The sequence below is a fragment of the Natrinema hispanicum genome, from assembly GCF_004217335.1.
Taxonomy (GTDB): domain Archaea; phylum Halobacteriota; class Halobacteria; order Halobacteriales; family Natrialbaceae; genus Natrinema; species Natrinema hispanicum.
The window spans coordinates 1,128,035-1,143,181 of the sequence record NZ_SHMP01000003.1 but is presented as its reverse complement, the minus strand read 5'-3'; the positions used below and the strand labels follow the sequence as shown (position 1 = coordinate 1,143,181).

Annotated in this window: 10 protein-coding genes, 1 tRNA gene and 2 rRNA genes; 7 read left to right on the top strand and 6 right to left on the bottom strand. The window is 60.3% G+C overall.

Features of this window, described 5'->3' with window-relative positions:
• Positions 1–82: 82 nt before the first annotated feature.
• The 3 genes from BDK88_RS06510 to BDK88_RS06500 form a co-directional block, all read right to left on the bottom strand.
• Positions 83–2,996, bottom strand: a 23S ribosomal RNA gene (locus BDK88_RS06510).
• Between the two features lie 226 nt (positions 2,997–3,222).
• A tRNA-Ala gene (locus BDK88_RS06505) sits at positions 3,223–3,294 on the bottom strand.
• A 141-nt stretch (positions 3,295–3,435) separates the two neighbouring features.
• Positions 3,436–4,909: ribosomal RNA gene (locus BDK88_RS06500) — 16S ribosomal RNA — on the bottom strand.
• Together the 16S and 23S rRNA genes with 1 tRNA gene alongside form the textbook arrangement of a ribosomal RNA operon.
• Before the next feature lie 551 nt (positions 4,910–5,460).
• On the opposite strand from BDK88_RS06500, the gene BDK88_RS06495 reads away from it, so the two are divergent.
• Together BDK88_RS06495 and BDK88_RS06490 are read left to right on the top strand one after the other, a co-directional pair.
• Positions 5,461–6,756 (top strand): glucose-6-phosphate isomerase, encoded by a 1,296-nt coding sequence (locus BDK88_RS06495; protein ID WP_130499674.1) that lies wholly within the window; start codon positions 5,461–5,463, stop codon positions 6,754–6,756.
• A gap of 74 nt (positions 6,757–6,830) precedes the next feature.
• The gene (locus BDK88_RS06490; RefSeq protein ID WP_130499673.1) at positions 6,831–7,964 is read left to right on the top strand and encodes a CPBP family intramembrane glutamic endopeptidase; all 1,134 of its coding nucleotides are present in this window, start codon (positions 6,831–6,833) and stop codon (positions 7,962–7,964) included.
• A 14-nt stretch (positions 7,965–7,978) separates the two neighbouring features.
• On the opposite strand, the gene BDK88_RS06485 is transcribed toward BDK88_RS06490, so the two are convergent.
• The gene (locus BDK88_RS06485; RefSeq protein WP_008009094.1) at positions 7,979–8,437 is read right to left on the bottom strand and encodes an NOB1 family endonuclease; all 459 of its coding nucleotides are present in this window, start codon (positions 8,435–8,437) and stop codon (positions 7,979–7,981) included.
• A gap of 4 nt (positions 8,438–8,441) precedes the next feature.
• Positions 8,442–8,687 carry a PRC-barrel domain-containing protein gene (locus BDK88_RS06480; protein ID WP_008009093.1) on the bottom strand — a complete coding sequence of 82 codons (246 nt, stop codon included), beginning with the start codon at positions 8,685–8,687 and terminating at the stop codon, positions 8,442–8,444.
• 254 nt (positions 8,688–8,941) lie between these two features.
• Here BDK88_RS06480 and infB point away from each other — a divergent pair, with 254 nt between their 5' ends.
• On the top strand, positions 8,942–10,741 hold the full coding sequence (gene infB / locus BDK88_RS06475; protein WP_130499672.1) for a translation initiation factor IF-2: 1,800 nt from the start codon (positions 8,942–8,944) through the stop codon (positions 10,739–10,741).
• Between the two features lie 42 nt (positions 10,742–10,783).
• On the opposite strand, the gene BDK88_RS06470 is transcribed toward infB, so the two are convergent.
• Complete coding sequence (locus tag BDK88_RS06470; protein WP_130499671.1) at positions 10,784–11,161, bottom strand: cyclophilin-like fold protein; 378 nt, start codon at positions 11,159–11,161, stop codon at positions 10,784–10,786.
• 129 nt (positions 11,162–11,290) lie between these two features.
• On the opposite strand from BDK88_RS06470, the gene BDK88_RS06465 reads away from it, so the two are divergent.
• The 4 genes from BDK88_RS06465 to BDK88_RS06450 all read left to right on the top strand — a co-directional run bounded on the left by BDK88_RS06465 (position 11,291) and on the right by BDK88_RS06450 (position 14,731).
• Positions 11,291–11,641, top strand: coding sequence for a hypothetical protein (locus BDK88_RS06465; RefSeq protein ID WP_130499670.1), 351 nt, complete (start codon positions 11,291–11,293; stop codon positions 11,639–11,641).
• A 164-nt stretch (positions 11,642–11,805) separates the two neighbouring features.
• Complete coding sequence (gene pyrG, locus BDK88_RS06460) at positions 11,806–13,488, top strand: glutamine hydrolyzing CTP synthase (RefSeq protein WP_130499669.1); 1,683 nt, start codon at positions 11,806–11,808, stop codon at positions 13,486–13,488.
• Positions 13,488–14,405: a glutamine-hydrolyzing GMP synthase gene (gene guaA, locus BDK88_RS06455; RefSeq protein WP_130499668.1), complete on the top strand. Its 918-nt coding sequence runs from the start codon at positions 13,488–13,490 to the stop codon at positions 14,403–14,405. The genes pyrG and guaA overlap by 1 nt, the downstream gene beginning before the upstream one ends.
• Entirely contained in the window at positions 14,402–14,731 is a 330-nt protein-coding gene (locus tag BDK88_RS06450) for a DUF7126 family protein (RefSeq protein ID WP_130499667.1), read from the top strand. Before guaA ends, BDK88_RS06450 begins: the two co-directional genes overlap by 4 nt.
• Positions 14,732–15,147: the final 416 nt, after the last annotated feature.

The window sequence follows — 15,147 nt, the reverse complement described above, 5'->3', positions numbered from 1 at the left end:
GACCGTCATGTACGTGTAGTCCAGTTTGCGTCCGGACCCGTTCACCGCGTCACGGATCCAATGCGTTATAGTTGTAGTTATGAGTGTGTGGCTTGGCCGATTAGTGCTCGCGGACTCAACACCTCGTTGCCTTGGTGCGTACATCCCGAGTCTATCGATCTCGTCTTCTACGAGTGGCCTCAGTGGTATCTCTTTTCCAGGTGGGTTTCGAGCTTAGATGCGTTCAGCTCTTACCCCGTGGTGCGTGGCTGCCCAGCACGTGCCCTCTCGGACAGCTGGTACACCAGTGGCACCCATTCGTAGTTCCTCTCGTACTATACGAACGTTCCCGTCAGATACCGTAACACCCCCAATAGATAGCAGCCGACCTGTCTCACGACGGTCTAAACCCAGCTCACGACCTCCTTTAATAGGCGAACAACCTCACCCTTGCCCGCTTCTGCACGGGCAGGATGGAGGGAACCGACATCGAGGTAGCAAGCCACCCGGTCGATATGTGCTCTTGCGGGTGACGACTCTGTTATCCCTAAGGTAGCTTTTCTGTCAGCAATTGGCCGCATCAAGCAGCCTAATTGGTTCGCTAGACCACGCTTTCGCGTCAGCGTCCGTCGTTGTGCCGGACACTGTCAGACTTCCGTATGCTCTTGCGCTCTTTCCCGCGTCTCCGACGCGGGTGAGGAAATCTTGGGGCGCGCTCGATATCTTTTCAAGCGCGTACCGCCCCAGTCAAACTGCCCGGCTACCAGTGTCCTCCGCCAGGAGTGAGAGTCGCAGTCACCATCGGGTAGTATTTCAATGCTGCCTCGGTGGCCCGCTAGCGCGGGTACCTGTGTACCGGCTCCTACCTATGCTGCACAATGGCGACCACGTCTCAGTGACAGCCTGCAGTAAAGCTCTATAGGGTCTTCGCTTCCCCTTGGGGGTCTCCAGACTCCGCACTGGAACGTACAGTTCACCGGGCCCAACGTTGGGACAGTGGCGCTCTCGTTGATCCATTCATGCAAGCCGCTACTGAAGCGGCAAGGTACTACGCTACCTTAAGAGGGTCATAGTTACCCCCGCCGTTAACAGGTCCTTCGTCCCCTTGTACGGGGTGTTCAGATACCTGCACTGGGCAGGATTCAGTGACCGTACGAGTCCTTGCGGATTTGCGGTCACCTATGTTGTTACTAGACAGTCGGAGCGCCCGAGTCACTGCGACCTGCCCCTAACAGGGCAGGCATCCCTTATTGCGAACGTACGGGACTAACTTGCCGAATTCCCTAACGTCGGTTGCTCCCGACAGACCTTGGCTTTCGCCGCCACGAGTACCTGTGTCGGATCTCGGTACGGACAGTGTGCTCACCTTTTCACGGGCTCTCGGTTGACCTGACTTGCGCTATCCTGCCATTCGGTCGCTTCGTGCCATTACGGCTTCCACGAACTTCGACAGTTCGACTGGGCGAAAGCCCAGCTCAGGCGGCCCCAAAGCGTCGGCTTTGAGTGCACACTGGCATAGGAATATTAACCTATTTCCCTGTTGTCAGCTTCGACTTACGGGCTGACTTAGGACCGGCTAACCCTCAGCTGATCAGCAGTGCTGAGGAACCCTTACTCGTTCGGCCGTCGGGGGTCTCACCCGACTCACGCTGCTACTATGACCAGGATTTTCGTTACTGAACGGTCCACACGATCTCTCGACCGTGCTTCCACCCGAACAGAACGCCAACCTACGGGATCACCTTGTGACAGGTGCCGCTAGGTCTCGGTGGTGGATTTGAGCCCCGATCATTTTGGGCGCCTCAAACCTCGGCCGGTAAGCTGTTACGCTTTTCTTAGAGGGTAGCTGCTTCTAAGCTCACCTCCCGGCTGTCTAGGGCTTGAGACCACCTTCGATCGCACTTAATCCACACTTGGGGACCTTAACCCAGCTCTGGGTTGTCTCCCTCACGGTACACAGGCTTACCCCGTGCACCGGACTCCCTGCGTCAAACGACGTTCGTAGGTTCGGAGTTGGACAGGGGGGCGCACTCCTCTCGGAGTGCGGTCCCCCAATCCGTCGCTCTACCCCACGAACTATCTCGGCAGAGGTGATGCTTCGACATCTTTCGGTTGGAACCAGCTGTTTCCGGACTCGATGGGCCTTTCACCCCTAGACGTAGATCACGAGAGGGTATTGTAGGACACCAACTCTAACAGGCCTCCACGTGCCTTTCGGCACGCTTCACCTTGTCCACGCCTAGATCGTCCGGTTTCGGGTCGTGCCCGTTTGACTCCCCGCGCTTGAACACGGCGGCCCTCGCAATGCTGCGGCCATGTCGGTTTCCCTACGCCTTCCCAGATGATCTGGTTAGACTCGTCAAACAGGCACACTCCCTGGTTCGTTTTTCAAAACGTACGACAGAACACCGGCTTCCCAAACTTCCTACTAGCAGCTCGCGCTGCGGTCGTTTTGTCCGGGACCTTGTGTGCTCTGTCGCTCCATCGCCAACTGATTTCACGCCCTATTGCACCTCCCTTCTTGGGGTGCTTTTCAGCGTTCGCTCACGCTACTTGTTCGCTATCGGTCTTGAGGAGTGTTTAGTCTTCGCGGTCGATGCCCGCGATCTTCACGAGGGATATCCAACCCCCGATACTCTGGAACTGACGCGTTCCGTACTCGACGACATTACGGGACTGTCACCCTGTTTCGTGCTCTGTTCCAAGAGACTTCGTGTCGCGTTTCGAGAAGTGAAAGTCAGTCCGAACACCACATTGCCCGAAGGCTTCGGTTTGGACTGTATCGCGTTCATTCGCCATTACTAACGACATCGCGTTTGCTTTCTTTTCCTGTCGATACTAAGATGTTTCAATTCTCGACGTTCCCCATTGCGCGAAGCAATTGCGGTGGGGATTCCCATTCGGAGATCCTAGGTTCTTTGCCTCCGTGCGGCTCCCCTAGGCTTATCGCAGCTTGGCACGTCCTTCTTCAGCTCTCAAGCCGAGCGATCCACCAGCTGGCACAGTAGCCACGTTCATCGGATCGGCGTTGCGACAGAGTCGCAACGTTGAGTGACCCGGGAACGGGTCCAGTGGACGCCTGGACTACACGTACACACGGTCTCATCTGCACGCCAGTAGACAGCTGGCCTGCATTAACCCTTCCCAGCCACACTTACGCGGGCTGGTGCATCGGTTCGGTCGTACTCCATCATCAAGCCGTCTCCCACTTAAGGGGCACGATTCGATTAGCAGTACGAAGCATGGACCCACAGGGATTCGAACCCTGGGCATCCTCCTTGCAAAGGAGGCACTCTCCCACTGAGCTATGGGCCCACGTCCACCCCTAAGAGAGGGTGGACAGAGAGATTGTGTTAGCCTTGGTAGTTCTAAGGTGCCCGATCGGCCACTCGGTGGTCGATCGAACGTGCGGAATACCGCTAAGGTGGGCTGGGGCAACGCCCCAGTCCCGGTCTGTGGAGGTGATCCAGCCGCAGATTCCCCTACGGCTACCTTGTTACGACTTAAGCCCCCTTGCGGAGCCCAGATTCGACCTCGGAATCGAGGCCTCATCCGGACCCCACTCGGGTGCTTTGACGGGCGGTGTGTGCAAGGAGCAGGGACGTATTCACCGCGCCCTTCTGAGGCGCGATTACTACCGAATCCAGCTTCATGAGGGCGAGTTTCAGCCCTCAATCCGAACTACGACCACGTTTCGGAGATTAGCGTCCCCTTTCGGGGTTGCATCCCACTGTCGTGGCCATTGTAGCCCGCGTGTCGCCCAGCACATTCGGGGCATACTGACCTACCGTTGCCCGTTCCTTCCTCCAGTTTGGCACTGGCAGTCCTCCTAATGTACCCAACCACCACAAGGGTGTTGCTGGCAATTAGGAGTGCGGGTCTCGCTCGTTGCCTGACTTAACAGGACGCCTCACGGTACGAGCTGACGGCGGCCATGCACCTCCTCTCAATGGCTCCAGTAAGGTCATCAACCTGACTTTCACTGCACATTGTCGATGCTGGTGAGATGTCCGGCGTTGAGTCCAATTAAACCGCAGGCTCCTCCGGTTGTAGTGCTCCCCCGCCAATTCCTTTAAGTTTCATCCTTGCGGACGTACTTCCCAGGCGGTCTGCTTCACGGCTTCCCTACGGCACACCACAGGCTCGTAGCCTGTGGCACACCTAGCAGACATCGTTTACAGCTCGGACTACCCGGGTATCTAATCCGGTTCGTGACCCGAGCTTTCGTCCCTCACCGTCGGATCCGTCTTTCCAGAGCGCTTTCGCCACCGGTGGTCCGTCCAGGATTACGGGATTTCACTCCTACCCCAGACGTACCCTCTGGATCTTCCGGTCCCAAGCCACGCAGTTTCCACCGGACGCCCGCGCGTTGAGCGCGCGGATTTCCCGATAGACTTGCGTGGCCAGCTACGGACGCTTTAGGCCCAATAAGAGCGGTCATCACTCGTGCTGCCGGTATTACCGCGGCGGCTGGCACCGGTCTTGCCCAGCACTTATTCTACCACCTCCTTACGGTGGTGAAAAGCGAGGACTATATGCCCTCGCACTTGGAGTCCCCTTATCGCACTTTCGTGCAGTGTAAAGGTTTCGCGCCTGCTGCGCCCCGTAGGGCCCGGTATCTTGTCTCAGATACCGTCTCCGGGCTCTTGCTCTCACAACCCGTACCGATTATGGGCACGGTGGGCCGTTACCCCACCGTCTACCTAATCGGCCGCAGCCACATCCTATGGCGCCGGAGCGTTTCTGACTCTCGCCACTTCCAGGCTGAGAGCCGTATTCCGGATTAGCCTCAGTTTCCCGAGGTTGTCCGGATCCATAGGGTAGTTTGGCCACGTGTTACTGAGCTATCTGCTACGAGTCTAAACTCGTACAACTAGCATGGCTAAATCGGACTCCAATAGCAATGACCTCCGGCAGGATCAACCGGAATGAAATGCTCTTCCCCAGCAAAACTGGGGGTGTTGGCGGTGAATGTAAATACACTCACACATGGGTCCACACGTTCGGTGACACGATCGAACGACCGATCGGGCGTCACCGAACTACCAAGGCTAACATCAGATCCCATCTATACGGCGGACCGCAGGGGTAGGATCCTCATTTCCTTCCGGACGTATTCATAAGCCATCGGGAGTACATAACCCCTTCGAACCTGAATCGTCCGAGCCGACGGCGTGTGTCGTCCACGCCGCCTCCTTCTTCGTATATAATCACAATCGCCGATCACTACTTAAGGCCTACGAACCGAGACTTCAAAGAGAGAGAATACCATACAGAATGAATGGACAATATTCAGTTCTGATTGTCGGTAATTCGATAATTCGTTCGGTCTGTATCGATCGAGGGCAGGCATGCAGTCTACCGATTGGTGTCTACTATCGATAGCTGAGGACCGAGCCACTGGCTAACGTGGCTATTGATTTCCGTTTCGACAGGTTCCGTCACGGAACGTCTTTACCCCAGGCGGGCGCGTGCAGAGATATGAACGTCGATATCGGTAATGCGCTTGCATCCGTCGCATCGCCGGGCGTCTCGAGAGAGTCCCTCGAGCGACTGGACGAGCAGGTCGCAGCGGCCCACGAGCGCATCGAGCACGGAATGGAAAATCGAGAACACGGCTACGAGGCGCTGAATCTCCCGCAGCGAACCGATCCCGATGAAATCCAGGCGGCGGTCGAGCCGATCGCCGACGCCGATGTTCTGTTCACTGTCGGCATTGGTGGGAGTTCGCTCGGCGCAGCGACGATCACGAACGCACTCGAGTCGGAGACCGAGACGATTTTTCTGGACAACGTCGACCCCGAGTGGATTACGAGCCACCTCGAGCGCGTCTCGCTCGAGAACGCGGCGGTCAACGTGGTCTCGCGGTCGGGGACGACGGCTGAGACGCTCGCGAACTTCCTCGTCGTGCGTGAGGCCTTCGAGTCGGCAGGTGTCGACTGGACCGAGCGGACGATCGTCACGACTGGGGAGGCCGGGCCGCTTCGCGAACTGGCTGACCGCCACGATCTCCCCGCACTGAAGGTTCCCGATGGCGTACCGGGGCGGTTTTCAGCGCTTTCAGCCGTTGGTATGGTCGCCGCAGCCGTCTGTGGCCACGATCTCGAAGCGCTGCTTGCCGGTGCGGCCGCCGAAGCCGAGACCCTGTCGGGATCGCTGTTCGAGTGTCCAGCCTACGCCTACGGCGCGACCGCGTATGCGCTAGACGAGCGTGGCGCGGGCGTGAACGCGATGATGCCCTATGCAGAGTCGCTCGAGACCTCCGCCGAGTGGTTCGCCCAGTTGTGGGCCGAGAGCCTCGGCAAGGACGACCTCGGACAGACGCCGGTTCGAGCGCTCGGCGTCACCGATCAGCACTCACAGCTACAACTCTATCGCGCGGGCCCGCGTGACAAAGTCGTTACCTTCGTCACGACACAGGAGGGAACCGACCGACAGATTCCGGATACCGACGTCGCGGAGCTGTCGTATCTGGGTGATGCGACGCTTGGCGAGTTGCTCGCAGCCGAGCTCGAAGCCACGGAAGCGAGTCTCGCGGCTGCCGGTCGACCAAACGTCCGTATCGAGATCGAACGCGTCGACGAATACGAACTCGGCAGCTTGCTCTATGGACTGGAAGCCGCCTGTGTGCTCGCGGGCGAGCTCTACGGCGTCAACACCTTCGAGCAGCCGGCCGTCGAGTGGGCCAAGAAGGCGACGCGAGGATTGCTCGGCGGAGGGGAGTTCGAAGAGGCCGAGGCGGTTGCTGACAAGACCGAACTGCGAGTCGAACGATAATCAACCGCGGGAGTCGCTTGCCGCCTGTCGTCCGGTTGCGGTGGGCCTATGGGTCCTCGCACGAATACTACGGTATGACCGAAACCGCACGGACCGACGATGCCGGGCAGCTCACGTCCGGCGTGGTTCCCGGGCTCGGGACCGCCCTCGCGGGGATCACGATGGTCGCGATGCTCGTTCCCGTTCGCCGCGGTGTCGCCGACCCAGTCATCTGGGCGGGCACCGGGTTCGCTGCCGCTGCTGTCCTCGCTTTTCTCGTCCGTCGTCACGGTGGGATCGAGCGAACGATCGCTGGTCCGATCGCCGCCGGCTCGAGCATCGGCGTCGTCTTGCTTACCGGCTATGCCTTGAATCAAGGGACGACAGCACCGGTATCTGTCCCGGCACTTTCGTCGTCGATACCGGTCGTCTTCGTCGCCTTCGTGACCGCAGGATTGACTGCCGGCGTCGGCGTCGCAGACTACTTCGGGATCGGCGTGGGCGGACTGAAACAGCGAGGACAGCAAGTGGTCGTACTCACCGGCGTCGGCTTCGCTGGCCTCTTTTCCCCCTATCTGACGACGCCAGTGATCGCAATTCCGGTGTTGCCGTTTCTCGACTCGTTTTCGGAGGTCCAGCGGACCCTCGCTAATCAGGTCGTCGGCCAGGTCGGCATGGCACTGGGGACGGTGCTCGTGGTCGGTGCCTTTCTCAAGGTAACGGATCGTGACCTGTCGTTCATCGATCTTCGGCGGCCAACGCTGCGAGATCTCGTCTGGATTGTCGGCGGTATCGTCGTCCTCTTCGGGGTGCTCTACGCGATTTCGCTGTCCATGCAGGCGACCGGTGTCGAAAGCGCAGACCATGCGACGACCCAGAATGCCCAGGACGCCCCGGAAATGTTGCTGGTGTTGATCCCGCTTGCCATTCTGATCATCGGCCCGTTCGAGGAGTTGCTCTATCGGAACGTGATCCAGAAGTCGCTGTACGGGACGTTCTCGCGGGCCGGTGCCGTCGTCGTGGCTAGCGTCATCTTCGCTGCCGTTCACGTCCTTGCATACAGCACTGCAGGATTAGGTGCGGTGATCGCGAGTCTCGGTACCATCTTCGGCCTTTCGATCGTTCTCGGCGTGATCTACGAGCGAACGGACAATCTGGTGATGCCGGCGCTGGTCCACGGGATCTACAACGCGGTCGTCTTTACGAATCTCTACTTTCTGGTCGGCTAAGAACAGTAAGCCGGTTACGAGGGGTTCTTTCGGGCCAGTTCAGACCCGCAGATCGGACAGCGATCCTTCTCTTCGTCGAACTCGCGGCCACAGCCCTGACACTGGAACGTCCAGTGGCGCTGTTCGTCGATCCCCTCACGGGCGATCACTTCGACGTCGACGTTGAGTTTCTCCGCGACGTTTTGCATCGCGTAGTCGTCAGTCACGAGGACGCCGTCGAGTTCGAAACTCGCCGCGATGAGCCGAACGTCGGTTTCCGAAAGCACGTCGAGATCACCGGACTCACGGGCCGCACGCTGGACCTTCTCGGTGGTATCGTCGTTTGGAATGTGGATGTGCATCCCGGAGCCTTCCATCGCGTCGTAGCGATAGGCACTCTCGTCTTTGAGTTCCTCGCGGACGAGCGGGATCGTCGCAGTCTGTTCTGTCGTATGGAAGTCGTGGATAAAAGCCGAGGAGTCGAGAACGTACATACCGTTAGCGCTGGACAACAATGTAGTCTTTGACCGCTTGGACGCGGTTGACGGGAACGAGGAAGTGACCGGCGTCGTCGAGGTCGAAATCGACGGCGCGCCGAGAGATTTCCTCGTCAGGCTCGATGACGAGATCGTTCAGTTTCCCTGATTTGAGATCCATCGTAATGTTGTAGAGCAATCCGAGCTCGGTGCCGTCGGTACCCATGACGGACTTCCCCGAGAGGTTTTCAGCGAGTATATCGCTCATGCATACCTGTACTTACTAATCGGTATTAAAACCATGGAGACGGCCCGAAACAGGGCCATCTCCCAACGGAGAGCCATCAACCATCGAACAGGCGGGTGGCCATCAGCGACCCACTCGAGTGGGATAGCTCGATGCGACCGGCACACCGGACAACTGCCCAGCAGCGACGGCCACGACTGTCGGAACGGCGATGACGATGGGTTTAACTACGGCGATACGGACGATTTAGGTAAGACCTTCTTGGGTGGTTCATCATGTCGGACACGGATACACGCGACCCCACATCCCTCAGAACGCCGATCGTCGCCGTCCTCGGACACGTCGATCACGGCAAGACAAGTCTCCTCGATAAGATCCGCGGCTCCGCGGTCATCGAGGGCGAAGCAGGCGCGATCACCCAGCATATCGGCGCGACCGCCGTCCCGCTGGATATCATCTCGACGATCGCGGGCGATCTCGTCGACCCGGACGATTTCGACCTCCCTGGCCTCCTCTTTATCGACACGCCGGGGCACCACTCCTTTACCACGCTTCGATCCCGTGGGGGCGCGCTGGCCGACATTGCCATCCTCGTCGTCGACGTCAACGACGGCTTCCAGCCCCAAACGCTCGAGGCCTTAGACATCCTCAAACGCTCGCAGACTCCCTTCATCGTCGCGGCGAACAAGATCGACACCGTTCCGGGCTGGAACGCCCACGAGGACACGCCGATCAACGACACCTACGAGAGCCAGTCCGATCGCGTGCGCGAGCGCTTAGACGAGAGTCTCTACGAGATCATCGGCAACCTCTCGGACGAGGGCTTTTCGGCGGATCTGTACTGGCGGGTCCAGAACTTCCAGCGCAACGTCGGCGTCGTCCCCGTCTCGGCGATGACCGGCGAGGGGGTCCCTGACCTCCTGACGGTCATGATGGGGCTGTCCCAGCGCTACATGAAAGAGGAAATGGAGATCGACGTCGCCGGCCCCGGTGTCGGCACCGTCCTCGAGGTCAAAGAGGAGAAAGGCTTCGGGACGACGATCGACACGGTCCTCTATGACGGCACGATCCGAGCGGACGACCAGATCGTCGTCGGCGGAATGAACGAACCGATCGTCACTGACGTCCGCGCGTTGCTCCAGCCCCGTCCCCTCGCGGAGATCCGCACCGAGAGCCGCTTCGAGAAAGTCGACGAAGTCTCGGCCGCCTCGGGGATCAAGGTCGCCGCACCGGAACTCGCAGACGCGATGGCCGGCGCACCAGTCCGCGTCGTCCGCGATCGTGACCTCGATCAGGTCATCGACGAAGTACAGGCCGAACTCGCCGACATCGCCGTCGACACCGCCGAGGAAGGAGTCGTCGTCAAAGCCGACACGCTCGGCAGCCTCGAGGCGATGGCCGACGCCTTGGATGAGGCGGAGGTCCCGATCGTCCGCGCGGAGGTCGGCGATGTCGCCCCGCGGGACGTCTCGGTCGCCTCGACGGCCGAAGACGGCAAACAGAAGGCCATTCTCGGGTTCAACGTCGACGTGCTCGATGACGCCGAACAGCGCGCGGAGATCGAGGACGTAACGATCTTCACCGACGAAGTCATCTACCAGTTGATCGAGGAGTACGAGGAGTACGTCGAAGGAATCGAGAAGGCCCAACAGGACACCATCCTCGAGAACATCACGCGACCGGCCCGGTTCCGGATCCTGCTCGACCATACCTTCCGCCAGAACGACCCCGCAGTCGTCGGCGTCGAGGTCAATTCGGGGACGATCCAGAACAACGCGAACGTCGTCAAGTTCGAGGGCAACGAACCCAACCGCGTCGGCCAGGTCAAAGGGATTCAGGAACAGGGCGAGGATGTCGACGAGGCCCGCGCGGGCAACCGCGTCTCGGTTGCCATCGACGGCCCGACCGTCGGCCGCCAGATAGAGGAGGGCGACGAGCTCTGGATCGAGATCCCAGAGAAACACGCGAAGATCTTAGAACAGGAACTCGCAAGCGAGATCCCCGGCGACGAACTCGAGGCGCTGAACATGTACCTCGACAAGCAGCGCAGCCGGGATCCCTTCTGGGGCAAGTAGTCGACTGGTCGCCACCCTCTGTTTTGCACGTGAGTCGGGCGCTCACTCGGCAATCCGCTCGAGTCGAACCCGCGCCCCACCCTCGACCTCGGCAAGCGGCCCGGTATCGGTGACGCGTGCGACAATATTCACAGGCGAGGTGGCCCGTGGCTCGTCGTCCTCGCTGGCGGGCGTCGGTCCCCAGAACAGACACAGCACGTTCCCGGTCGGCCAGTAGGCGATCGAACCCTCGGGAACGACTGCGCGGGCGTTTTCTGCTGGCACATCGATCGGCACGTCAAAATAGAGTTCGTCGCCCCAGCGAGTCGCATCGCCCGCGACAGGGAGTGCGTCCACGAGTGCAGCCTTCGTTTCGGGTGCGTCGTCGGTCCAGTTTGCTTCAAGTTCATGGCCGTCGACGGTGACGTGGAGATCGGTCATAGCGGCCCAACGAACGGGGTGTACTTCTACCCATCTCTCGAGACCCTGTGCGCAGACGTATCCACCTCGAGTTCCCACCCGGCACCTGCCCCGAGAAGCGTTAACCACAGTGGTCGGTCTAGCACGGCCATGCTCGCACAGCTTCGCCAGTACAAATACGAGGAAGTACAGTTCGACGACAACCGGACGACAGGCGAGTCACAAACCGAAGACACGGTCAACCCGAACGCGGAAGATTACTTCGGCCAGGAGATGGACGACCTCGACATCGAGACGTGGGATACGGTCGAGTACGAGGGCGATCCGATTCAGTGCCGCGCTCTCACGATCGACGGCGTCACCGCTGTCTCGGTCCCGGACGACTCGCTCGAGGAAGACGAGTCGGCCCTGCCCGGCCACACGATTCAGATTCGGACTGTGGGCGACATCGAGACGATCGCGAACGCCGAGATCGTCGAAATTCAGGACGAGCACGCATAAGCAGCGACGGCCACGAAGGCCTATATGGCGCTGACTGGCCGGAGTCGTCGCCGACTGCGGAGCGCAAGCCGTCGTCTGGGAGCACCACTGGCGAGGGATGATAACCTCTGTCGGTGGCGGTTCGCTCCCGAAATCGTTTTCAAGCGGTCGCGCTCACACTCGGTATGCCGACGGAATCGGACACTCATTATGACCCCTCGCTGGGGAACAAGTTCATCTTCGTCACCGGCGGCGTCATGTCGGGACTCGGAAAGGGGATTACGGCTGCGAGCACCGGCCGACTCCTCAAAAACGCCGGGTTCGACGTCACCGCGGTGAAGATCGACCCGTACCTGAACGTCGACGCGGGGACGATGAACCCCTATCAGCACGGGGAAGTCTACGTCCTGGAGGATGGAGGCGAGGTCGACCTCGACCTGGGGAACTACGAACGGTTCCTCGATATCGACATGACCTCGGACCACAACATCACCACCGGGAAGACCTACCAGCACGTCATCGAGAAAGAGCGTGCCGGCGACTATCTCGGGAAGACGGTCCAGATCATTCCCCACATCACCGACGACATCAAACGGCGCATCCGCGAGGCCGCCGAAGGCACCGACGTCTGTATCATCGAAGTCGGTGGCACGGTCGGCGACATTGAGGGCATGCCCTACCTCGAGGCCTTACGGCAGTTCGCCCACGAGGAACCCGAAGAGAACGTCCTCTTTACGCACGTCACCCTCGTTCCCTACTCGAAAAACGGCGAGCAAAAGACGAAACCGACCCAACACAGCGTCAAGGAGGTCCGCTCGATCGGCCTTCAGCCAGACATCATCGTCGGCCGCTGTGAGGACCGGCTCGACCCCGAGACGAAAGAGAAGATCGCGCTGTTCTGTGACATCCCGACCGAGGCGGTGTTCTCGAACCCGGACGTCGAAGACGTCTATCACGTCCCGCTGATGGTCGAGGAGGAAGGCTTAGATCAGTACGTCTTAGAGCACTTCGGACTCGCCGACGAGGCGCTGCCGGAGGGCGAGCGCGCAAACGAGTGGCGTGAGATCGTCACGACCGACAAAGAAGACGAAGTCGACGTCGCGCTGGTCGGCAAGTACGACCTGGAAGACGCGTACATGTCGATCCACGAGTCGCTCAAACACGCCGGCTTCGAACTCGGTGCCGACGTAAACGTCCACTGGGTATCGGCCGACGAGATGGCCGACGGTCACGACGGCCAACTCACCGACGTCGACGGGATCATCGTTCCCGGCGGCTTCGGCATGCGTGGCTCCGAGGGCAAGATCGAAGCCGTTCGCTACGCCCGCGAAAACGACGTGCCGTTCCTGGGACTCTGTCTTGGCTTCCAGATGGCCGTCGTCGAGTACGCCCGGCACGTCCTGGGGCTCGAAGATGCCCACTCGGCAGAGATGGTCGAAGACACCCCACATCCGGTCATCGATATCCTGCCCGAACAGTACGAAGTCGAAGATATGGGCGGCACGATGCGTCTCGGCGAGCACACGACCGTCATCGAACCCGAGACGCTGGCCTACGACCTCTATGAGGATACATCCTGTACCGAGCGCCACCGCCACCGCTACGAGGTCAACCCCGAGTACTTCGAGCAGTTCGAAGACGAGCCGCTGACGTTCTCGGGCACGGCGGGCAATCGGATGGAGATCTTAGAACACGAGGACCACCCGTTCTTCCTCGGGACGCAGTTCCACCCCGAATACACGTCCCGCCCCGGACAGCCGAGCCCGCCATTTGTCGGACTGGTCGAGGCCGTCCTCGAGCAGGCCGGTGAGAGTGAGGCCGACGAGGCAGAGACAGACACCGACACTGAAACAGAGGTAACCCACTGATGGTAGACACTGAGACGTTCGTTCCGGACGCAGTTGCAGAGATCGAAGACGAAATCGGCGACGCACACGCTGTCATCGCCCTCTCGGGCGGTGTCGACTCGTCGGTCGCCGCCGCGCTGGCCTACGAGTCAATCGGCGACCAGCTCACGCCGGTCTACGTCGACACCGGCCTGATGCGGAAAGGCGAGACCGAGCAGATCCGCGAGACGTTCGACTACATGGAGTCGCTGCGGATCGTCGACGCGAAAGACCGATTCCTCGAGGCCCTTGCGGGCGTCACTGACCCCGAAGAAAAGCGTGAGATCATCGGCGAGCAGTTCATCCGCGAGTTCGAACGCGAAGCCAAAGACGCCGACGCCGACTACCTCGTCCAGGGGACGATCTACCCAGACCGCATCGAGAGCGAAGGCGGAATCAAGTCCCACCACAACGTCGGTGGCCTCCCCGAAGTCGTCGACTTCGAGGGCATCGTCGAACCCGTCCGTGACCTCTACAAAGACGAGGTCCGCGAGGTCGCCCGCCACCTCGGCTTAGACGAGATCGTCGCCGAGCGGATGCCGTTCCCCGGCCCCGGTCTCGCCGTGCGCGTCATCGGCGAAGTCACCGAGGAGAAACTCGAGGTCGCCCGCCACGCCTGCTACGTCGTCGAGGAGGAACTCGAGGAGTACGAGCCCTGGCAGGCGCTCGCGGCCGTCATCGGCAAAGCGACGGGTGTCAAAGGCGACAACCGCGTCCACGGCTGGGTCGTCTCCGTACGCTCGGTCGAGTCCCGTGACGGCATGACTGCCCGCGCCCAGGAGATCGACTGGGACACCCTCCAGCGCATCCAATCTCGGATCACCGGCCAGAACGAGAACGTCGCCCGCGTCGTCTACGACGTGACCCACAAACCGCCCGCGACCATCGAGTACGAATGAGCACGACGACTGCGATCGTTGCCGGCCCCGACGACGACGCCATCGCTCCCGCGCTCGAGGCCGCGGGCGTCGACGTGACCCGTCTTGACGGCGTCATCACGCGACCCCAACTCGAGGAGGCAGGCATCGTCGCGGCCGAGCTGTACGTCCTGACCGATGTCGGCCAGGCGACGACCATCCCGATCGCCTGCGATCTCAACGACGAGCTTCGAACCGTCGTCTACGCTCGCGACACGATCCCGGAGTTCATCAAGGGACAACTCGACATCGCCATCGATCCACAGCTGATGGACGCGAGCGTCGTCGCCGACGAACTGATCGATTAACGCCCACTACCCTGTGCTGGCGACGCACAGATACGACCGATACCGACCATCCCTCTGTTTCTTGGTCGAATTCAGATTTACCGGGGATAAACGGTCTCGAAGCCGAGAGAGCCAGTCTAAATCCGATTTGAATTCGGCGGAACTCGGCGTAAGATCGGTATACCATCACCCCCGTTCAAGTGGGAGTCGCTGGTAGCCGTGTGTGGAGGTCGACGGGCAGACCCCACCGATGGCACCCACCACCTGTTCCCGCGACTTCCAGCAACCCCACCACAGCACCCTTCCCCACCACTGCCAATCGATTCTTGCTGACGCGGGCCCACCCCACCGGCTCGCGTCACACCCTGCGTTTCTCTGATTCGAACGCGAGGAGAGGCGAGTCGATGCCGATCGTCCGTCCTACTGACCGACAGTGA